Below are 18,815 nucleotides of genomic sequence, written 5' to 3'. Positions count from 1 at the left end.
CGATGCGCAAGCTTCGACTGTCGACCTTCGTCACCCTTGACGGCGTGATGCAGGCGCCCGGAGGCCCCACCGAGGACTGGACCGGCGGCTTCTCCTACGGCGGCTGGCTGGCGCCTCACTTCGACGAGACGGTCGGCGAGATGATGGAGGGCTGGATCGGGCGCGACTACGACCTGCTGCTGGGCCGCAAGACCTATGAGATCTTCGCCGCCCACTGGCCGGAGCAGGACGACGAGATCGGCCGGACCTTCAACGCCATCGAAAAGTTCGTGGTCGCCGGCCCGGCCACGCCGCTGACCTGGGCCAACAGTCACCGCCTGGAGGGAGAGCCCGGCGAGGCGGTGCGGCGGCTCAAGACGTCCGGCGATCGGGATCTGCTGATCCAGGGCAGCGGCGAGCTTGTGCAGGCCCTGCTGGCCGCGGACGTCATCGACGAGATCTCGCTGATGGTGTTTCCGGTCGTGCTCGGTCAGGGCAAGCGTCTGTTCCGCGACGGCGTGGGCGCGTCGGCCTGGCGGATGATCGGGACGCGCCACTCCCCGTCCGGCGTGACCTGCAGCCGCTATGTCCGTGCGGGGCAGGTCGAGACCGCCGCCATCGCCCCCCAGGCGCAGAACGATCGCGAGGCCGCACGGCAGGAGCGGATGCGCCGCGAGGGCTAGCGGAGCAGCGCGGTCGGGAAGGGCCGCCCCAACGCCTCGGCCAGCGCCTGCTGGCTGATCAGCATGACCTCCGGCTGGCGGTGATAGTTGTTCGCCAGCACGATGACCGTCACGTCCTCGTCCGGCTGATGCAGGACCAGATTACGGAAGCCGGACCAGCTGCCTGTGTGATAGATCTGGCGATCCGGAAAAGCCGGCGTGACCCGTTCGCCCAGCCGGTTGGCGAACAGGCCAAAACCCCAGTCCCGGCGAGGTCGGCCACGCTCGGGCGGCGCGTCCGCCGGGCCATGGTCGCGGATCATCTCGGCGTAGCTCTGGTCCGTGAGCAGACCGCCGCCGTGCAGGGCGCGGTTCCAGACCAACAGGTCGTCGACCGTCGAGTACAGCGCGCCCGCGCCGGTGATGACGCTGACGTTGGCGTTGGGCTGGGGCGTGAGTCCGCCCGCCAGGTCGGCGTATCCCATCACGATCGTGCCGGACCCGTCATACCCCGTGTCGTGCATGCCCAGCGGCGTGAAGAAGTTTGCCTGCAGCCAGGCATGAAACTCCACCCCGCTCGCGGCCTCGACCACGGCGGCCAGCAGGTTGTAGCCGGCGTTGGAGTAGCGGATCTTCGTCCCCGGCTCGAACTGCAGACGATAGAAGCCGGAAGCCGTCGTCAGGTCGGCCAGCGTGGTCGGGGCCACGCGCCGCCGGCCCCAGTTGGCCTGCGCCATCAGGTCCGGCACGCCCGCCGTGTGCGACAGCAGGTGACGCAGCCGGATCGGCGCCCACGCCTCCGGGCACGGCCGGATCCAGCGGCACAGCGGATCGTCGACCGACAGCACGCCTTCGTCCTGAAGCCGCAGGATCGCCGCCGCGGTGAACTGCTTGCTGACCGAGGCGAGCCGAAATCGGGAGGTCAGCTCGACCGGTGAGCCCGCCTCGCGGTCGGCGAAGCCGTAGGCCTGCCGGAACAGGACGCGGTCGCCTTTCGCCACCAGCACCGCGCCCGAGAAGCGCCCTCGCTCGGCCTGGGCCTCCAGCGCGTCCCTCAGCGACGGGAGATCTTCGACCACCACGACCGGGGGCCGTTCGGGCGCGCCCGGAACCGCCGCGGCAGTCTTGTCCTGGGATGTCCACCACCAGGCGCCGCCGGCGACCGCGGCGAGGGCCAGCGCCATCCCCAGAGCCGGGCCGGCCCAGCGGGCCGCCGGGCTAGGCGTCATAGTCCAGTCCGAATTGGGCGTAGAGCGCGCGGCTGTCCTGCCACTTCGGGTCGACCTTCACCGTCAGGAACAGGTGCACGGGGCGGCCAAGGATCTCGGTCAGGTCCTCGCGCGCCTTCTGGCCGATCCACTTGAGCGTCTGACCGCCCTTGCCCAGCACGATGGGGCGCTGGCTGTCGCGCTCCACGTAGATGGTCTGCTCGATCCGGGCCGAGCCGTCGGCGCGATCGTCGAAGGCCGTGGTCTCCACCGCCGCCGAATAGGGCAGCTCCTCGTGCACGCGCAGATAGACCTTCTCGCGCGTGATCTCGGCCGCCAGCACGCGCATGGGCACGTCGGCGGCCTGATCCTCCGGGTACATCCAGGGCCCCTCGGGCATGGCGGCGGCGAGGCGCGCCTTCAGGTCGTCCACGCCGTCGCCGGTCGCCGCCGAGATCATGAAGACCTCGGAATAGGCGCCTGTGGCGTCCAGCTTCTGCGCCAGAGCCAGCAGGGTGTCGCGGCGCATGCCGTCGATCTTGTTCAGCGCCAGGATCACCTGCTTCCCGGCCGCGGTCAGGGCCTTGATGATCGTCTCGGTGTCCTCGGCCCCTCGTCGGTCCGCGGCCGTGCCGTCCTTCGTCTCCGAGGCGATGTGCGAGGCGGCGTCTACGAGATGCACCACGACGTCCGCGTCGTCCGCCCCACCCCAGGCCGAAGCCACCATCGCCCGGTCCAGGCGCCGGCGCGGGTTGAAGATGCCGGGCGTGTCGACCAGCACGATCTGGGCGTCGCCATGCATGGCGATGCCGCGCACCGGAAAGCGCGTCGTCTGCACTTTCTGCGTGACGATCGACACTTTCGACCCCGCCAGCCGGTTCACCAGCGTGGACTTGCCGGCGTTGGGCGCGCCGATGATGGCGGCGAAGCCGGCGCGGGTCTGGGATTGGTCTTCGGTCAACTCACGCCTTCACGGGACAACAGGGCGACGGCGGCCGCCTTCTCCGCCTCCTGACGCGAGCGCCCCCGCCCGGTCAAGGGTCGCAGACCCGGAACCGAGACTTCGACGGTGAAAGTCGGCGCATGGTCCGACCCCGTGCGCTCGACGATGCGATAGGAAGGCAGGCCGCGGCCGCCGCCCAGCGACCATTCCTGAAGGGCCGACTTGGGATTGCTCAGGCTCCGGCGCATCGGCGTCGCCAGTTCTTCCGCCCACGCGCGATCGAACACGGCGCGGGCCGCCTCCAGACCCCCGTCCAGATACGCCGCGGCCAGGATCGCCTCCATGGCGTCGCCCAGCACGCCCTCCCGACGACGACCTCCCTGTTTCGTCTCCCCCGACGACAGGCGCATGGCCGGGCCCACCCCCAGCCGTTCGGCGGCGCGGGCGCAGGCGGCCTTGTCGACGAGGGCGTGCAGCCGCGACGACATCTCGCCCTCGTCGGCGTCCGGCAGATCGCGCATGAGCCGCTCGGCGACGAGCAGGCCCAGCACGCGGTCGCCGAGAAACTCCTGCCGCTGGTTGTCGGCGAACGGACGGCCGCGCGAGTCGCGCTCGTTGCCCTCCCCCACGCTGGCGTGGGTCAGGGCGATCTCCAGCAGCTCGGGCCGGGCGAAGGCGTGGCCCAGGCGCGCGGTCAGGTCGCGGACGGCGTCCGCGCGACGGTTCTGCCGCGCGTCAGTCAAGGTCCGTGAAGAAGCGGCTGGGCCGCACCTTGCTGAACCAGCTGACGGGGTTGAACAGCGACGCGCCCGGCGACCACGAGAACAGGATGATCTCGGCCTTGCCGATCAGGTTTTCCTCGGGCACCAGGCCGACGCCCTGCGAGGACTGGTCACGGCTGTCCACCGAATTGTCGCGGTTGTCGCCCATCATGAAGTAGTGCCCTTCCGGCACCTGAAACTCCGGCGTCGAATCCAGCATGCCGCCGGGGCCGAAATCCTGGATGGTGAAGGTGCGGCCGTTGGGCAGGGTCTCGCGCAACTGGGTCGCGGGGCGGGCGCCGAAGGTCTCACCGACTTCCGTCGCGTCCAGCACCACGTCGCGCACCGGTTCGCCGTTGATGTGCAGGGTCCCGTCGATCATCTGCACCCGGTCTCCCGGCAGGCCGATGACCCGCTTGATGTAGTCGACCTTGTTCGGGCCCGTGCCAGCGTCCCGCGGCAGCTTGAACACGGCGATGTCGCCGCGCTCGGGCGCCTTGTTGAAGAGACGTCCCTCGAAGATCGGCGGGCTGAACGGGATCGCGTGCTTCGAATAGCCGTAGGACCACTTCGACACGACGATGTAGTCGCCTTCGTAAAGGTTCGGCTCCATCGAGGCCGAGGGGATGGTGAAGGGCTGGAACAGCACGACGCGGAGGACCACGGCGATCAGCAGGGCGAAGAACACCGTCTTCAGGATCTCGGCGAACTCATTGCCCGAACCACCTGACTTCCTGTCTTTCTTCGCCTTCCGCTCCTTATAGATCGGCGTGGGCGTCGCATGGTCGGGCGCGTCGCCTTGATCGCTCCAGATCGGCGAGGCGGCGTCGACGCGACCGGCGGATGCGGCGGCCGCCCCGGCGACGGCCGCGGCGGCCAAGGGTTCGGCCGGCGGCGTCGGCTCAGGGTGGTGGACCGCCTCGTCATGAGCCGTGGCCCCGGTCGCGGCCGGCGCCGGCTCGGCGCCTTCGTGCGTCGGCGCCCCCCCTGCCTCCGCGTCGGCCGACGCATCCGCTGCGGGGGCGCCGTCGGCGTGCCCTTCCGGCTCGACCTGCGCGTTCGCCTCGCCGCCTCCGGCGGATTCCGCCTCGGTCGCCGGATGAGGCTCGGCGTGCGGCTCGTGGCCCGTTTCGTCGTGTTCGTGCGGCTTGTCGGCGTCGCTCATCTCGAGGGTCCCCCACCCGCACTGCGGCGAGTTTTCTTGGCGTCGCAGGCGTATCGTCTCATTTTGTGACGGGCAAGGCCTCGATCACCACGAAGGCGAGCGCATAGGGGTGCTCGTCGCTCAGCGTCAGATGCACCGTCGCCTCGTGCCCCGGGGGCGTCAGCCGACGCAGGTGCTGCGCCGCGTGCCCCGTCAGGGCCAGGGTCGGCCGCCCGGACGGCAGGTTCACCACCCCCATGTCCTTCCAGTAGACGTCGCGCCGCATGCCCGTCCCCAGCGCCTTGGCGCAGGCTTCCTTGGCCGCGAACCGCTTGGCGTAGCTCCAGGCCGCGTCCGGCTTGCGGTCGGACCGGATGCGTTCGATCTCGGTGAAGCACCGCAGCTTGAACCGATCGCCGAAGCGGTCCAACGAGTCCTGGATGCGGCGGATGTCGCACAGGTCGGCGCCGACCCCGACGATCATGCGGCGGCGTCCATGGCGGCGCGCATGCGGGCGATCGCGGTGGCGAGGCCGACGAACACCGCCTCGCCGATCAGGAAGTGGCCGATGTTCAGCTCCCGCACCTCCGGAATGGCCAGCATGTCGGCGGCGGTGACGTAGTCCAGGCCGTGGCCGGCGTGAACTTCCAGCCCCAGTTCCACGGCGCGCGTGGCCGCCGCCTGCAGGCGCTCGAATTCGATCAGACGGTCGTCGCCGGAAAGGTGGCAGTAGCGGCCGGTGTGGAATTCCACGACCTGGGCCCCGACGGCGCGCGCGGCGTCGACCTGCGCGAGGCTCGGCTCGATGAACAGGGACACCCGCACGCCGGCGGCGTCCAGAGCTTTCACGACGGGTGCGATCCGCGCCTCGTGGCCCGCCACCGCGAGTCCGCCCTCAGTCGTCACTTCCTCGCGCCGCTCGGGCACCAGGCAGGCGGCATGGGGCCGGTGACGCAGGGCGACGGCCAGCATCTCTTCGGTGACGGCCATCTCCAGGTTCAGCGGCCGGCCCGCCTCGGCGCACAGGTCGCTCAGGGCGGCGATGTCGGCGTCGGTGATGTGCCGACGGTCCTCGCGCAGGTGCGCCGTGATCCCGTCCGCCCCGGCCGCCAGGGCCTCCCGCGCCGCGCGGACAGGATCGGGATGCGCCCCGCCTCGGGCGTTCCGCACCGTCGCCACGTGGTCGATGTTGACGCCCAGTCTGATCCGCGCCGCGGCCATCGCCCTCTCCTACCTGGCCAGCCGCCGGCTGCCGGGATCCTCGACCGGCAGGGCCGCCAGCTCCGGCGGCAGGGCGTCGGCCGGATACGCGGGCACGTCCAGCGTCGCCAGGGCCACCATCGGCACGCCCACGTCCGCCCTGCCGCCCGAGCGGTCGACGATGCAGGCGGCCGCGACGACCTCCCCGCCGTCGGCCCGGATCGCGGCGATGCATTCGCGGGAGCTCAGGCCCGTCGTGACGATGTCCTCGACCATCACCACCCTCTGGCCGGGTTCGAGGTGGAAGCCGCGACGCAGTCTGAACTCTCCGCCCTCGCGCTCGACGTACATCGACGGCACCTTGAGCCAGCGCGCCGTCTCATAGCCCGGGATGATGCCGCCGACAGCCGGCGAAATGGCCACGTCCACCGCCCCGACGGCCGCCGTGATCTTCTCCGCCAGGGCTCTGCACAGCCGGGCGCAGCGCTCCGCGTTCATGAAGACCAGGTTCTTCTGCAGGAACACCGGGCTGTGCAGGCCGGAGGACAGGACGAAGTGGCCTTCGCGCAGGGCGCCGGCGGCGCGGAACTCGTTGAGAACGTCTTCGGAGGTCATCCCTCCCGATTAGACCTGACCTTCGTGTGCGGCAACGCCGGCTTGTCGATGCTCTCGTGCGGTTTCAGGCCACACTCGAGCAGGCATCGCCACACCGCATCCGCGTCGTCGGCGTAGCGAAACAGATTCAGGTCGTCCGGCCTGACCATTCCATGGGCGATCAGGACGTCGAAATTGATCACGCCCTGCCAGTAATCGCGATCGAACAGGACGATGGGGATTTCCGGCGCCTTGCCCGTCTGGCGCAGGGTCAGGATCTCGAACAGCTCGTCCAGCGTCCCGAACCCGCCCGGGAACACCACCAGTGCGTTCGCGCGCATCGCCAGGTGCATCTTCCGCATCGCGAAGTAGTGGAACTGGAACGTCAGCTCCGGCGTCGACCAAGGGTTCGGAAACTGCTCGTGCGGCAGGGTGATGTTGAAGCCGATGGACGGCGCCCCGGCCTCGAACGCGCCCTGGTTGGCGGCCTGCATGATGCCCGGGCCGCCCCCCGTGGCGATGACGTTGTCGCGCGGCTGCCCGACCTCGCCCCTGATCGCGCCGCCCCTCTCGGAAGCCAGCCTGCCGAATTTCCGCGCCTCTTCGTACCAGTGCGAATGCCGTCCCCGGCCGTCGGCGCCCACGCGCGCCGAGCCGAAGACGACGATCGTCGACCGGACTCCCCAGGCCTTCAGCGCGCTTTCGACCTTTTCGTACTCAAGCTGGAACCGCACCCCGCGCAGGGCTTCGGACAGCAAGAAATCCTGGTCGAGGGCCGCCAGCCGGTAGGAGGGGGAAGCCATCTGGGCGGCGGTGTGGGGATGGTGGTCGGTCATGGAATCCGGAACGACGAGCCTCAGCCGCGGATGCGTTCGACGGTGTCGACCGCCGGGTTCGCGCGCAGGGCCGCCATGATGCTGGTGGCGTGGCGGGCGTCCAGCACCTCCACGTCGATGTCGACGTCGAAGAAGTCCTGCTGCCGCCGCGTCATGTTCAGGTTCAGAATGTTGCCGCCCGCCTCGCCGATCAGGGTTGCGACGGCGCCCAGCACGCCCGGCGCGTTGCGGATGGTGGTGCGCAGGCGCGTGGCGGCGAGGCCGCTGGTCTCCGCCCTCGGCGTCCACTGCAGGTCCTGCCAGATCGTGTCGTCGTCCGCCGCGTCCGCCAGGCGGTTGCAGTCGATGGTGTGCACCGTCAGGCCCTGCCCGGGCTCGAGGATGCCGACGATCCGGTCGCCCGGGAGCGGCGAACAGCAGGCGCCGAAATGGATGCTGACGCCCGGCGTCAAGCCGCCGCCGTTGACGAACAGGCGGGCCTCCTCGTCGTTGATCCGCTTGCGCGCCTTGACCGACTTCACCGTGCCCTTCAGCGCAGGGAACAGGGTTTCCGCCACCTTGGCCGGCGAAACCTTGCCCTGGCCGACGGCGGTGAACAGTTCGTCCTCGCTGGCGATGGCCAGCGTCTCGAGGGCCGGCGCGAGGGCGACCTCCTTCAGGCTCTTGCCGACGCGACCCAGCGTCTGCTCCAGCGTGGCCTTGCCCAGCTTCTGGTACTCGGTGCGCTCGGTCGTCCGGATGTTGCGGCGGATCGCCGAGCGCGCGCGGCCGGTCACGGTCAGGCTGCGCCAGTCCGCCGGCACCTCGCGCTTGGCGCCGCGCACGATCTCGACCACGTCGCCGTTCACCAGCGGCGTGCGCATCGGCTTCAGCTCGCCGTTGATCTTCACGCCCACGGCCGTTTCGCCGATGCCGGTGTGGACCGCATAGGCGAAGTCCAGCGGCATCGCCCCGCGCGGCAGGGTGATCAGCGCGCCCTTCGGCGTGAAGACGAAGACCTGGTCGAGGTACATCTCCAGCTTGGCGTGCTCGACCCAATCGTCGTTCGCCTCATGCCCCTCGCCGCTCTCGACCACCTGGACCAGGTGGCGGAGGTTCTGCAGGGGATCGCGCCCGCCGTCCTTCTCCATGGCCTCCTTGTCGAAGCCATAGGCGTGGTTCTTGTAGGCCCAGTGCGCCGCCACCCCGTCCTCGGCGACGCGATCCATGGCCCCCGTGCGGATCTGCATCTCGATGCGCAGGCCGCCCGGCCCCACCACGGTCGTGTGCAGGGACCGGTAGTTGTTCGATTTCGGGGTGGAGATGTAGTCCTTGAACCGATCCGGAACCATCGGCCAACGGCGGTGGATCACGCCCAGCGCGGCGTAGCAGTCGGCGTCGTCCTCCACGATCACGCGGAAGGCGTAGATGTCCGACAGGGCCGAAAAGCCGACGGACTTGCGCTGCAGCTTGCGCCAGATCGAATAGGGCGTCTTCTGCCGGCCGGTGACCTGGGCGTCGATGCCCGCCTCGGCCAGCACCGCGCCGACCTCGCGGGTGACCTTGTCCAGCGCCTCTCCATGCTCCAGCTTCAGCGCGTCCAGACGGCGCTGCAGGGCGTTTCGAGCCGTCGGATTCAGGTGCTCGAAGGACAGTTCCTCCAGCTCCTGGGCGATCGAGTGGATGCCGATCGACCGCCCCAGCGGCGCATAGACCTCCAGCGTCTCGCGGCTGATGCGTTCGCGCTTCTCCGGCTTCACGTACTGAAGCGTGCGCATGTTGTGCAGGCGGTCGGCCAGCTTCACCAGCAGGACGCGGACGTCCTTGGAGATGGCCAGAATGAACTTGCGGAGATTCTCGGCCTGACGCGTGTGTTCCGCTTGGAGTTCCAGCCGGCTGAGCTTGGTCACGCCCTCGACGAGGCCGGCGATCTCCTCCCCGAACATCTGCGCGATGTCGTCCCGCGTGGCCGTGGTGTCCTCGACGACGTCGTGCAGCAGGGCCGTGACGATCGTCGCGGTGTCCAGTCGATAATCCGTGAGGATGCCCGCCACCTGGATCGGATGGGCGAAATAGGGATCGCCCGAGGCCCGCAGCTGCGAGCCGTGCATCTTCATCGCGTAGACGTAGGCGCGGTTCAGCAGCGCCTCATCGGCCGAGGGGTCATAGGCCTTGACCGCCTCGATCAGTTCGAACTGGCGCAGGACCTTGCTGCGCGGGGGCGCGGGTTCGGCCGTCTCAGTCTGTGAGGCCGGCGCGTCGTGACGCGCCGGAAGGATTGTGACGCCGCTGTCGCCGTCCGGCGTCAGTAGCGCTCCTCCTGGCCGCCGTCCCGGTCGCTCTGCAGCGCGCGGATCAGTTCGGCCTCGGCCATGTTCATGTGCTGCGGCTCGGCCAGCAGGGCGACGGTCTCCGCCTCGTCCTCGGCTTCGGTGCGCTCGTCGACGCGTTGCAGGGTGGTGACGATGGCCTCCGACAGCTCGTCCGGCTTGACCGCGTCCTCGGCCAGCTCGCGCAGGGCCACGACCGGGTTCTTGTCGTTGTCGCGATCCAGCATCAGCGGCGCGCCGTTGGCGATGTTGCGGGCGCGATGGCCGGCCAGCAGCACCAGGCCGAAGCGGTTGGGAACCTTCTCGATGCAGTCTTCGACGGTGACGCGGGCCATGAAATCCTCGGGCGGCGGAGAGAACCGCGGAAAATAGCGGTTCGCGACTCATTGTGCAACGCGGCGAAGGCGAAAACGGGGCGTTACAGCGGACGCGCGTCGCGCCCCACGGTCACGGCCTGCGCCAGAACCGCCGCGGCCTCCGCCGACGTCGGGTGTCGCCAGTGCGGGGCGATCTCCGTCAGCGGTCCCATGACGAAGCCGCGCTCCGCCGCGCGGGGATGCGGCAGGATCAGGCCGTCGAGGTCTCCGGTCCGCCGGCCGTAGGCGATCAGGTCGAGATCGAGAGTGCGCGGCGCGTTCCTGCCTTCCCCCCGCGTACGGCCGAACGATTCCTCGATCCGCCCGAGGGCGGCCATCAGATCGTTCGGCGACATCTCCGTGCGGACGATCACCACGCCGTTCAGGAAGGGCGGCTGGTCGGGATCGGGCCATGCGGCCGACCGCCACCACGAGGACCGCGCGATGACGTCGATCCCCTCCGACCGGAAACGCGCCAGGGCCGCCTCCAGCGCCTGCCGGCAATCCGACCAGGCGCCCTTGTCATTGCAGCCGAGGGCGACGATGACGGCCTCGTCCAGATCGAGGTCGGTCACCGATTCCGGACCGGAAGCGCCACGTCTGACCTGATCATTCTCGCCGGAAGACGGATCCATGCCGGACATCATGCCAGAACGCGTGGCGCTTTTCATCGACGGCGCGAACCTGCACGCCACGGCGCGCGGCCTTCACGCCGAGCTCGACTTCAGGAAGCTGCTCGAGCTGTTCGCGGCGAGAGGCCGTCTGCTGCGGGCGCTGTACTACACGGCCGTGGTCGAGGGAGAGGAGTTCTCTCCTGTCAAACCCCTGATCGACTGGCTGGACTATAACGGATTTTCCGTCGTGACGAAGCCGGTCCGGCGCTTCACGGACGCCGAAGGGCGCTCGCGCATCAAGGGCAACATGGACATGGAGATGGCGGTAGACCTGCTCGAACTGGCGCCGCGGCTGGACCACGCCGTTCTGTTCACCGGCGACGGCGACTTCCGGCGGGCCGTGGAGGCGGTGCAGGCCAGGGGCGTGCGGGTGACCGTGGTTTCGACGCTCAGGACCCAGCCGCCGCAGATCGCGGACGAACTGCGTCGCCAGGCCGACGTCTTCCTCGATCTCGCCGACCTGCTGCCCGAGATCGCGCGGCCCCGCTCATGATCCCTTTCCCGCCCGAGGCGCCGCGCGGCTGCCCGCTCTGCCCCCGACTGGTCGCCTATCGGGCGGAGAACGCGCGGCGCGAACCGACCTGGTTCAACGATCCCGCGCCGTCGTTCGGGGATCCCCACGCGCGTCTGCTGGTCGCCGGCCTGGCCCCCGGCCGCACCGGGGCGAACCGCACCGGGCGACCGTTCACGGGCGACCATGCCGGCTGGCTGCTCTACGAGACCTTGCTCGCCACCGGCTTCGCGACGGGAACCTACGACGCCCGACCCGACGACGGGCTCGAGCTGGTGGACTGCATGATCACCAACGCCGTCCGCTGCGCCCCGCCGGGCAACAAGCCGACTCCGGAGGAAGAGCGCACCTGCCGTCCCTTCCTGATCTCGCGCCTCGGCGCCCTGCCCCGGCTGAAGGTGATCGTCACCCTCGGCGACGTCTCCCGCCGCAACGTGCTGAAGGCCCTCGGCAAGCCCGCCTCGGCCATGCCCGCCGGGCACGGCGCGGAGGGGCGCGTCGGCGGCCTGGTCCTGCTGAACAGCTACCACTGCTCCCGCCTGAACACGAACACCGGCCGCCTGACCCCGGAGATGTTCCGCGGCATCTTCGAACGCGCGCGTCAGCTCATCGAATCGTGATCGCCGGAACGGGGCATTCACGCTCCCTGTGGCGCCCTCGCCACGCGAATCGCGGACGGAGGGGCGTAAGCTTCCTCGCGTGCAACCGGGCTCGTCCGCGTCGCGTTTTCGGGCCTGGAGGAGGCTCGCATGCGCAGGTCGAATGGAGTGTTCACGCCGTCCGAACGTCGGGGGGCTTTGTGGCTGGTGATCGGATGCCTGATCGTCGCGTCGCTGGGGGCGGCGGCGGACCGGTTCATGAGCCCGTCGCTGGGGTGGTACGCCGACACGGGCGTGTCCCGGACGCTGGACGGGGTCGTCGAGGCTCAGCCGCTGGGCTGACGCCGGTTCATCCCCGGTCGCGCAGCAGGCGCGCCTTGTCGCGCGCCCAGTCGCGGTCGGCTTGGGCCTCGCGCTTGTCGTGCAGCTTCTTGCCCTTGGCCAGGGCGATCTCGATCTTCGCCTTGCCCGCGTCGTTCAGGTACAGGCGCACCGGAATGATGGTCTGGCCGTCGCGCTGAACCGCGCCGATCATGCGGTCGATCTGCTTCCTGTGCAGCAGCAGCTTCCGGTGCCGGCGCGGCTCGTGGTTGAAGCGGCTGGCCTGTTTGTACGGCGGGATGTCGGCGTTGATCAGCACCAGCTCGCGCCCTTCCGGCGCCACGTAGCTCTCGGCGATGTTGGCCCGACCTTCCCGCAGCGACTTGATTTCCGTGCCCAGCAACTGGATGCCGGCTTCGGTGAAGTCCTCCAGGAAATAGTCGAAGCGCGCCCGGCGGTTCTCCGCGAGCGTCTTCGCCTGCGACGTCTTCTCGGCCATCAGGCCACGCCCGCGGCCGCCATGGCGCGGTCGATCGACGGGCGCACGGCCTCATCGGTCCGCGCCAGCGGCAGGCGCACGTCCTCGCCGCACAGGCCCAGCTTCGCCAGGGCGTATTTGGTCGGCGCCGGCGAGTTGTCGAGGAACAGCGCCTTGTGCAGGGCGATCAGCCGGTCCTGCCACAGGCGCGCGGACTCCAGGTCGCCGCGCTGCACGGCGTCATACAGCGCCACCATGCCTTCCGGCGCGACGTTGGAGCTGACCGAGATCACCCCATGCCCGCCGTGCGCCAGATAACCCAGAAAGCTCGGGTCGTCGCCGCTGATCAGGGCGAAGCCTTCGCCGATCCCGGCCCGCATGCGGCTGACCCGACCCATGTCGCCGGTCGCGTCCTTGATGCCCACCACGTTCGGATGCTTCGCCAGGGCGATGGTGACGTCGTCCGCCAGGTCGACTCCCGTGCGTCCCGGCACGTTGTAGAGCAGGATCGGGAGCTGGACGGCGTCGGCCACGGCCTCGAAGTGCGCCTTCAGACCCGCTTGCGAGGGACGGTTGTAGTAAGGCGTCACCACCAGAGCCCCGTCGGCCCCGACGGTCTTGGCGTGCCGGACCAGCTCGATCGCCTTGTCCGTGGACGGCGAGCCGGCCCCGGCGATCACGCGGACGCGACCGGCGGACTTTTCGACGCACAGAGCGACGACGCGCTTGTGCTCGTCGACCGTCAGGGTGGCGCTCTCGCCCGTCGTCCCCATGGGCACGACGCCGTGAACCCCGGCCGCGATCTGGCGTTCCAGCAGGGCCGTGAAGGCGGCTTCGTCGACGGTTCCGTCACGAAGAGGTGTGATCAGTGCGGTGATCACGCCCTTGAACAAGGGGGCGGTCATGGTGACGATGGGTCCTGTCAGGGGGCGCGGCGTGCGCCGCCGTCCGATCGAATGAAGGTTTAGGGATGGGCCCGCGCGGTCGCAACCCGGTCCGGAGAAGCATGGCCCAGAACTTCCTCGCCTCCCTGCTGGCGGCCGTCACCGCCCTGTTCGCGCCCGCGCCCGAGAGGATCGCCGCGGCGGTCGCGCCGGCGCAGGACGTGCCCTACTCCCGTCAGGCCCGGATTCTCTCGGCCGCGGACGCCGAAATCTTCCCCCGCGCCCTCACGGCGGCACGCAACCGCGACGTCGCCGGCGCAAGGGCCCTGGCTCGGCAGATGGCCGACCCCACGGCGCGCAAGCTGATCGAATGGGCCGTGATCGACGTGTCGGGCCGGGATCTGAGCTTCGCCGAGCTGGAGGCCGCCGACCGCGTCTTCGCCGCATGGCCCCGCGCCGAATCGCGCCGTGCCGAAACGGAGGCCGCATTGGCCCGCGCCTATGCGCCGCCGCCGACGGTGATCCGCCACTTCGACGGTCGCGAGCCGGTCACGGCGGCCGGAGCCTTCGCCCTCGCCGACGCCCTGTCCGCCTCGGGCCGCGAGCAGGAGGCCGTCGATCTGGTCCGGCGCTGGTGGACCGGCCAGTCGTTCGAGGCCGACGTCCAGACCCGCGCGCTCGGTCGCTGGGCCCAGGCGCTGACCACGGCCGACCACGACCAGCGGCTCGGCATGTTGATCCTCGGCCCGCACGGACCTGCGACGCGGGCGATGCTGGACCTCGCCTCGCCCGAGACCCGCGCCGTCGCGCAGGCCGTCATGAACCTCCGCACGGCCTATGCGCCGGACGCGATCGTCGCGGGCCTCACCCCGTCGCAGGCGTCCCACCCGGCCGTCGTCCTGGAGCGGGTCCGCCTGCTCCGGTCCCAGAACCGCCAGTCCGAGGGCTTCGCCCTGCTCGCCGGCCTTCCGCCGGCCCCTTCGCATGAGGCGGGCCAGAACACGCTGTGGAGCGAACGCCGCAACTGGTTCCTCGACGCCCTGCAACGCAACGACTGGCGCGGCGCCTACGGCGCCATGGCCGGCCACGGCTTCCCGGCCGGCGAGCGCAAGGTCGACGCCGAATTCTTCGCCGGCTGGGTCGCCCTGACCAAGTTGAACGACCCGGCGCGGGCCGCCGGTCATTTCGAGGCGCTGCGCTCGTATTCCTCGACCCCCATCACGCAGGGGCGAGCCCTCTACTGGCTGGGCCGCGCGGCCGAGGCCCAGGGAGACGCCGCCCGCGCCCGCGGTTTCTATGAGGCGGGCGCGCAGCACATCCAGACCTTCTACGGCCAGCTTGCCGCCGAGAAGGCCGGCGTCACGACGCTCACCCTGCCCGCCGACCCGGTCGTGAGCGACGCCGACCGCACCCGGTTCGAGGCGGACGAGGTGGTCCGCGCCACCCGCATCCTCGGAGAAGCGAACGAGCAGGGCCTGATGCGGGTGTTCGCCTATCACCTCGACGACCGCCTGCCCGAGGCGTCCGGCCTGGCGCAGCTGATGGACATGCTGCTCGCCTACGGCGACCGTTTCGGCTCGATGATGGTGGGCCGCGCCGCCAGCCAGCGCGGCTTTCTGATGCCCGAGCGCCAGTATCCGATCCGCATCCCGCCGGAGGTGCCGGGCGCCGCGCCCCTCGCCTTCACCCTGGCCATCACGCGCCAGGAATCCAGCTTCGACCCCATGGCCCGCTCCAGCGCCGACGCGCGCGGCATGATGCAGTTCCTGCCCTCCACGGCCTCGGGCGTGGCGCGACGACTGGGCCTGACCTACTCGGCCGACCGCCTGTGGGACCCGGACTTCAACATGCAGCTCGGCAGCTATCACCTCGCGGAGCTGACCGGCCAGTTCGGCGGCTCGATGCTGCTGGCCACCGTCGGTTACAACGCCGGCCCGGCGCGCCCGCCCCAGTGGATCGCCCGCTGCGGCGATCCACGCGGCCGTCAGGTCGATCCGGTCGACTTCATCGAGTGCGCGCCCTTCACCGAGACGCGCAACTACATGATGCGGGTGATGGAGAACATGGGCGTCTACAAGGCCCGGCTGGCGGGCGGGTCGGCCCCGCTGACCCTGTCCGACGATCTGGCCCGCGGAGCGGGCTCGGGCCCGATCCCCTACGAGCAGCTCACCTGACGGCCAGTCTGTCGAAACGCGGGCGGCCGCCGGTCCAGTCGGCGGTCAGGCCGAAGACCTCGCCCAGCACCGCGTCGGTCAGGGCCTGACGCGGCGCGGCGTCGGCGTGGATCCGGCCGCCGTGGAGGACTACGACCCGATCCGCCCAGCGGACGGCCAGGTCGAGATCGTGGAGACTGACGAGCACGGCCTGCCCCGACCGCGCCCGTCCCGCCAGTCGCTCCATCACCAGAAGCTGCCCGTCCGGATCCAGCCCGGCCGTCGGCTCGTCGGCCAGCAGGGCCGTCGCCGGCTGGGCGAGGGCCCGCGCGATCAGCACCCTCGCCCGCTCTCCGCCCGAAAGGTCGTTGATCCCCCGGTCTGCGAAGGCGGTCGCCTGCATTTCCGCCAGCGCGGCGGAAACGCGGGTCTCCGAGCCGGGAGGGGAGCCGAGGCCGGCCACGGCCTCCGCCCTCAGATTCCACGCCACCGTCCGCTCCTGCGCCAGATAGGCGACCCGACGCGCCCGCTCCGCGGGAGAGAGCCCCTCGACGGGGTCGCCGCCCAGCCGCGCCTGCCCCGCGTCCAGCCTCACCAGCCCGGCCAGCGCCCGGATCGCCGTCGACTTGCCCGCGCCGTTCGGTCCGCACAGGGCCACCAGTTCGCCCGCCGCCACCGCCAGACCGACGCCGTCCAGCACCGTCCGGTCTCCCAGCCTCACCCGCGCCCCGATCAGCTCCAGTCCGCTCATGACCGCCAGCTCCGCGCCGCGCGCGCGGCGATCAGGGCGAACAGGGGCGCGCCGACCAGCGAGGTCACCACGCCCAGCTTCAGCTCCTGCTCCGTCGGGATGATCCGGACCGCCAGATCTGCGACCATGAGGATCAGCCCGCCCGCCAGCGCCGATGGCGCCCACAGCCGTCCCGGATCGTCCCGCACGAAACGCCGAACCAGATGGGGAGCGACGAGGCCGACGAAGCCGATGGCGCCCGCCACCGCCACCGCCGCCCCGGCCGCCAGGGAGGCCGCCAGCAAGGCGAGGGTTCTCAGCCGCTGCAGCCTCAGGCCCAACGTCCGCGCCGTGTCCTCGCCCAGCGCCAGACCGCGGAGACCGGGACCGCACAGATGCGCCAGCCCCGCCGCGAGGGCGGCCGGCGCGACGATCCACGCGACCTCCGCCCAGCCCCGGTTTTCGACCGAGCCCATCAGCCAGGCCATGACCTCGGCCGCGGCCAGCGGCGTCGGCGCGAGGTTGAACACCAGGGCCGTCCCCGCCGCGCCCAGCGCAGAGAGCGCGACCCCAAACAAGATCAATCCGGCGGGCGACGGCACACGTTGAACGAAGGCCAGCAGCGCCAGCGCGGCCAGACCGGCCCCGGCCACGGAGGCCAGTTCGACTCCGCCCGGCACGGACGCCAGACCCAGCACGATGGCCAGGGCCGCCGCGGCCCCGCCGCCCGCAGACACGCCCAGCACGCCCGGTTCGGCCAGGGGATTTCGCAACAGCCCCTGCATCACCGCGCCGCCCAGCCCCAGCGCGGCGCCCACGAACAGGGCGCATGCCGCCCGGGGAGCGCGGATGCGCCACAGCACGTCGGCCGGGCCCGACGTCGGGTCGACGAAGGCCTCTCGCCACTGGTCGGCGCTCAGGGTCGTCTCGCCCAAAGCCACAGCCAGCGCCAACGCGGCGGCGCAGGCGATGCCGAGGGCCAGATTCAGCCGGGCGAAAGCGTTCACCGCGCCAGCATCCCGGCCGCCTCGGCGGTGAACCACGCCGGGCACGACAGCAGGGCCGCCGGGATCTCCGTCGCCTCGCCCTTCGCCACCGCGCGCCGCACGATCTCATGGCGCCCGATCCCATGGCGGTCCGAGCCCGGCCGGTCGAAGAAGCCCAGCACGAACCGACTCGGCGGGTCGAGCGCCAGTCGCTCGAGAGCGACCGGACCGAACCCCGGCGCCCGGGTCGCGTTCTCCAGCCCTCCTGCGGCCATCACCGCGTCCACGAGGGTGCCCGGCCCGGACGTCCAGCCGGAGGCGGTGAGGTACAAGGCCTGTTGACGCGGTCCGGAGCGGCCCGCCGCCCTCGCCAGCACGAGGTCCATCCCCCGCGCGAGCCGCGCCCCGACGTCCGGTCGCCCCAACTCTCCGGCCACGCGCACCACGTTGGCCCGCACGCCCGCCAGGTCCGAGGCGTCGCCGATCTCGACCACCTTGACCCCTCGCCGCTCCAGCGCCGCCAGCAGCCGCGCGTCTCCGCCCCACTGGCGAACCACCACGTCGGGCCGAAAGCCGACGGCGGCTTCCAGACCCGGCCGGACCCGGCGACGCCGCCGCGCCTCCGCGGCGAAGTAGGAGTCCGCGTCGTCCGCCCGCGGCGACAGGGCCAGCTCGGCGTCGGGCAGCATGGCCATCACGTACTGGTCCGCGCAGCCGTCCAGGGACATGACCCTCAGCCGGCCGTCGTCTCCCTCCGGCGCAACCGCGCACCCCGTCGCCGCCATGGCCGCGGCCAGCGCCGCCGCCCGGATCATGGACGGAACAGGCCCTCGAACAGGCCGTCCAGCACGGTCGCGGTCAGCGTCTCGCGGGAGGTCCAGTCGAAGTACGGCTTGGTGATCATCAGGGAGACCACGCCGTGCCCTCCCGCCCACAGGGCCTGCGCCGTCTCGCGCGCTCCCCGCTTCAGTTGGCCTGCGGCCTCGGCTTCGCGCACCACGTCCTCGAAGGCGCGGAACAGGCCGATCCCGACCTCCTGCGCCGCCGTCTCGGCGCCGTCGCGCGCCTCCACCGGGCGGGTCAGATAGATCAGGCGATAGGCGTTGGGGTTGGCGAAGCCGAAGTCCACATAGGCCTGAATCATCCTGCGCAGCCGCTCGACCGGCGGCGCCGGCTCGACGATGACGGCGGCGTTGGCGGCTGTCAGGGCCTCGAACGCGCCCCGGCAGATTTCGTGCAGGATTTCGGCCTTGTCGGCGAAGTGCATGTACAGCGCCGTCGACGACAGGCCGACCTCGTCCGCGATCTTGCGGATCGTGGCGCCTTCATAGCCGTGCTCGACGAAGATGCGCTCGGCCGCGGACAGGATTTCCGCCCTTCGTTCGTGACCGCCGCCCTTGGGCTTGCGGATCGATCGCGCGGCCGGTGCGGGGGCGACGGACAAGGGCTCGGCTCCGTGAATCCTCCTGCGACATAGCGGCATTCGA

The 18,815-nt window shown here is 70.8% G+C and carries 22 protein-coding genes; 5 read left to right on the top strand and 17 right to left on the bottom strand.

All coding sequences use genetic code 11. The features are described from left to right. Positions 1–2: 2 nt before the first annotated feature. Positions 3–662, top strand: coding sequence for a dihydrofolate reductase family protein (locus tag EFJ44_RS10335; protein ID WP_125257135.1), 660 nt, complete (start codon positions 3–5; stop codon positions 660–662). On the opposite strand, the gene EFJ44_RS10330 is transcribed toward EFJ44_RS10335, so the two are convergent. From EFJ44_RS10330 to folK, 11 genes are all read right to left on the bottom strand, one after another. Beyond that, a complete protein-coding gene (locus EFJ44_RS10330) occupies positions 659–1,870 on the bottom strand; it encodes a serine hydrolase domain-containing protein (RefSeq protein WP_125257134.1) in 1,212 nt (403 codons plus the stop codon). The genes EFJ44_RS10335 and EFJ44_RS10330 overlap by 4 nt on opposite strands. Beyond that, entirely contained in the window at positions 1,860–2,810 is a 951-nt protein-coding gene (gene era, locus EFJ44_RS10325) for a GTPase Era (protein WP_125257133.1), read from the bottom strand. The genes EFJ44_RS10330 and era overlap by 11 nt, the downstream gene beginning before the upstream one ends. Next, on the bottom strand, positions 2,807–3,535 hold the full coding sequence (rnc, locus tag EFJ44_RS10320; RefSeq protein WP_125257132.1) for a ribonuclease III: 729 nt from the start codon (positions 3,533–3,535) through the stop codon (positions 2,807–2,809). The genes era and rnc overlap by 4 nt, the downstream gene beginning before the upstream one ends. Then, a complete protein-coding gene (lepB, locus tag EFJ44_RS10315) occupies positions 3,528–4,319 on the bottom strand; it encodes a signal peptidase I (protein WP_241209793.1) in 792 nt (263 codons plus the stop codon). Before lepB ends, rnc begins: the two co-directional genes overlap by 8 nt. A 457-nt stretch (positions 4,320–4,776) precedes the next feature. Beyond that, on the bottom strand, positions 4,777–5,181 hold the full coding sequence (acpS, locus tag EFJ44_RS10310; RefSeq protein ID WP_125257130.1) for a holo-ACP synthase: 405 nt from the start codon (positions 5,179–5,181) through the stop codon (positions 4,777–4,779). Further along, the gene (locus EFJ44_RS10305) at positions 5,178–5,918 is read right to left on the bottom strand and encodes a pyridoxine 5'-phosphate synthase (RefSeq protein ID WP_125257129.1); all 741 of its coding nucleotides are present in this window, start codon (positions 5,916–5,918) and stop codon (positions 5,178–5,180) included. The genes acpS and EFJ44_RS10305 overlap by 4 nt, the downstream gene beginning before the upstream one ends. A 9-nt stretch (positions 5,919–5,927) precedes the next feature. After that, positions 5,928–6,512: an orotate phosphoribosyltransferase gene (gene pyrE / locus EFJ44_RS10300; RefSeq protein ID WP_125257128.1), complete on the bottom strand. Its 585-nt coding sequence runs from the start codon at positions 6,510–6,512 to the stop codon at positions 5,928–5,930. After that, positions 6,509–7,327: an LOG family protein gene (locus tag EFJ44_RS10295; protein ID WP_125257127.1), complete on the bottom strand. Its 819-nt coding sequence runs from the start codon at positions 7,325–7,327 to the stop codon at positions 6,509–6,511. Before EFJ44_RS10295 ends, pyrE begins: the two co-directional genes overlap by 4 nt. Positions 7,328–7,347: 20 nt before the next feature. Then, a complete protein-coding gene (locus EFJ44_RS10290) occupies positions 7,348–9,510 on the bottom strand; it encodes a RelA/SpoT family protein (RefSeq protein ID WP_277596092.1) in 2,163 nt (720 codons plus the stop codon). A gap of 101 nt (positions 9,511–9,611) precedes the next feature. Next, on the bottom strand, positions 9,612–9,971 hold the full coding sequence (gene rpoZ, locus EFJ44_RS10285) for a DNA-directed RNA polymerase subunit omega (RefSeq protein WP_125257462.1): 360 nt from the start codon (positions 9,969–9,971) through the stop codon (positions 9,612–9,614). Between the two features lie 83 nt (positions 9,972–10,054). Then, on the bottom strand, positions 10,055–10,567 hold the full coding sequence (folK, locus tag EFJ44_RS10280; protein ID WP_241209756.1) for a 2-amino-4-hydroxy-6-hydroxymethyldihydropteridine diphosphokinase: 513 nt from the start codon (positions 10,565–10,567) through the stop codon (positions 10,055–10,057). Between the two features lie 58 nt (positions 10,568–10,625). On the opposite strand from folK, the gene EFJ44_RS10275 reads away from it, so the two are divergent. From EFJ44_RS10275 to EFJ44_RS10265, 3 genes are all read left to right on the top strand, one after another. Next, positions 10,626–11,159, top strand: a complete 534-nt coding sequence (locus EFJ44_RS10275) for a LabA-like NYN domain-containing protein (protein WP_125257125.1) — start codon at positions 10,626–10,628, stop codon at positions 11,157–11,159. Next, on the top strand, positions 11,156–11,797 hold the full coding sequence (locus EFJ44_RS10270) for a uracil-DNA glycosylase (protein ID WP_125257124.1): 642 nt from the start codon (positions 11,156–11,158) through the stop codon (positions 11,795–11,797). Before EFJ44_RS10275 ends, EFJ44_RS10270 begins: the two co-directional genes overlap by 4 nt. A 129-nt stretch (positions 11,798–11,926) precedes the next feature. Then, positions 11,927–12,118, top strand: coding sequence for a hypothetical protein (locus EFJ44_RS10265; protein ID WP_125257123.1), 192 nt, complete (start codon positions 11,927–11,929; stop codon positions 12,116–12,118). A 7-nt stretch (positions 12,119–12,125) separates the two neighbouring features. Here the strand turns inward: EFJ44_RS10265 and smpB are convergent, their stop codons facing one another. Both smpB and dapA read right to left on the bottom strand, forming a co-directional pair. Beyond that, entirely contained in the window at positions 12,126–12,596 is a 471-nt protein-coding gene (smpB, locus tag EFJ44_RS10260; protein WP_125257122.1) for an SsrA-binding protein SmpB, read from the bottom strand. After that, positions 12,596–13,480 carry a 4-hydroxy-tetrahydrodipicolinate synthase gene (gene dapA, locus EFJ44_RS10255; RefSeq protein ID WP_125257121.1) on the bottom strand — a complete coding sequence of 295 codons (885 nt, stop codon included), beginning with the start codon at positions 13,478–13,480 and terminating at the stop codon, positions 12,596–12,598. Before dapA ends, smpB begins: the two co-directional genes overlap by 1 nt. A 101-nt stretch (positions 13,481–13,581) precedes the next feature. On the opposite strand from dapA, the gene EFJ44_RS10250 reads away from it, so the two are divergent. Further along, positions 13,582–15,633 carry a lytic transglycosylase domain-containing protein gene (locus EFJ44_RS10250; RefSeq protein WP_125257120.1) on the top strand — a complete coding sequence of 684 codons (2,052 nt, stop codon included), beginning with the start codon at positions 13,582–13,584 and terminating at the stop codon, positions 15,631–15,633. Here EFJ44_RS10250 and EFJ44_RS10245 read toward each other — a convergent pair. The 4 genes from EFJ44_RS10245 to EFJ44_RS10230 are packed head-to-tail and all read right to left on the bottom strand — an operon-like array spanning position 15,626 to position 18,772. Next, entirely contained in the window at positions 15,626–16,363 is a 738-nt protein-coding gene (locus EFJ44_RS10245) for an ABC transporter ATP-binding protein (RefSeq protein ID WP_125257119.1), read from the bottom strand. The genes EFJ44_RS10250 and EFJ44_RS10245 overlap by 8 nt on opposite strands. Further along, positions 16,360–17,349, bottom strand: coding sequence for a FecCD family ABC transporter permease (locus tag EFJ44_RS10240; RefSeq protein ID WP_241209755.1), 990 nt, complete (start codon positions 17,347–17,349; stop codon positions 16,360–16,362). Before EFJ44_RS10240 ends, EFJ44_RS10245 begins: the two co-directional genes overlap by 4 nt. Continuing rightward, the gene (locus EFJ44_RS10235) at positions 17,346–18,143 is read right to left on the bottom strand and encodes an ABC transporter substrate-binding protein (protein ID WP_125257117.1); all 798 of its coding nucleotides are present in this window, start codon (positions 18,141–18,143) and stop codon (positions 17,346–17,348) included. Before EFJ44_RS10235 ends, EFJ44_RS10240 begins: the two co-directional genes overlap by 4 nt. Then, positions 18,140–18,772 (bottom strand): TetR/AcrR family transcriptional regulator, encoded by a 633-nt coding sequence (locus EFJ44_RS10230; protein ID WP_241209754.1) that lies wholly within the window; start codon positions 18,770–18,772, stop codon positions 18,140–18,142. The genes EFJ44_RS10235 and EFJ44_RS10230 overlap by 4 nt, the downstream gene beginning before the upstream one ends. Positions 18,773–18,815 lie beyond the last annotated feature (43 nt).

Origin of the sequence: Brevundimonas fluminis, assembly GCF_003934285.1 — a bacterium.
GTDB classification, from domain to species: Bacteria; Pseudomonadota; Alphaproteobacteria; order Caulobacterales; family Caulobacteraceae; genus Brevundimonas; species Brevundimonas fluminis.
Note: the sequence above shows the minus strand (reverse complement) of the source record. Positions and strands in the feature narration are given on the sequence as shown.

What these genes read in the sequence shown, in the direction of transcription:
- EFJ44_RS10250 (WP_125257120.1), top strand. Translation starts at nt 13,582, where the DNA reads ATGGCCCAGAACTTCCTCGCCTCCCTGCTGGCGGCCGTCACCGCCCTG.
- EFJ44_RS10295 (WP_125257127.1), bottom strand. Translation starts at nt 7,327, where the DNA reads ATGACCGACCACCATCCCCACACCGCCGCCCAGATGGCTTCCCCCTCC.
- smpB (WP_125257122.1), bottom strand. Translation starts at nt 12,596, where the DNA reads ATGGCCGAGAAGACGTCGCAGGCGAAGACGCTCGCGGAGAACCGCCGG.
- EFJ44_RS10235 (WP_125257117.1), bottom strand. Translation starts at nt 18,143, where the DNA reads ATGATCCGGGCGGCGGCGCTGGCCGCGGCCATGGCGGCGACGGGGTGC.
- EFJ44_RS10265 (WP_125257123.1), top strand. Translation starts at nt 11,927, where the DNA reads ATGCGCAGGTCGAATGGAGTGTTCACGCCGTCCGAACGTCGGGGGGCT.
- EFJ44_RS10245 (WP_125257119.1), bottom strand. Translation starts at nt 16,363, where the DNA reads ATGAGCGGACTGGAGCTGATCGGGGCGCGGGTGAGGCTGGGAGACCGG.
- EFJ44_RS10305 (WP_125257129.1), bottom strand. Translation starts at nt 5,918, where the DNA reads ATGGCCGCGGCGCGGATCAGACTGGGCGTCAACATCGACCACGTGGCG.
- pyrE (WP_125257128.1), bottom strand. Translation starts at nt 6,512, where the DNA reads ATGACCTCCGAAGACGTTCTCAACGAGTTCCGCGCCGCCGGCGCCCTG.
- EFJ44_RS10330 (WP_125257134.1), bottom strand. Translation starts at nt 1,870, where the DNA reads ATGACGCCTAGCCCGGCGGCCCGCTGGGCCGGCCCGGCTCTGGGGATG.
- EFJ44_RS10270 (WP_125257124.1), top strand. Translation starts at nt 11,156, where the DNA reads ATGATCCCTTTCCCGCCCGAGGCGCCGCGCGGCTGCCCGCTCTGCCCC.
- dapA (WP_125257121.1), bottom strand. Translation starts at nt 13,480, where the DNA reads ATGACCGCCCCCTTGTTCAAGGGCGTGATCACCGCACTGATCACACCT.
- acpS (WP_125257130.1), bottom strand. Translation starts at nt 5,181, where the DNA reads ATGATCGTCGGGGTCGGCGCCGACCTGTGCGACATCCGCCGCATCCAG.
- rpoZ (WP_125257462.1), bottom strand. Translation starts at nt 9,971, where the DNA reads ATGGCCCGCGTCACCGTCGAAGACTGCATCGAGAAGGTTCCCAACCGC.
- EFJ44_RS10335 (WP_125257135.1), top strand. Translation starts at nt 3, where the DNA reads ATGCGCAAGCTTCGACTGTCGACCTTCGTCACCCTTGACGGCGTGATG.
- EFJ44_RS10275 (WP_125257125.1), top strand. Translation starts at nt 10,626, where the DNA reads ATGCCGGACATCATGCCAGAACGCGTGGCGCTTTTCATCGACGGCGCG.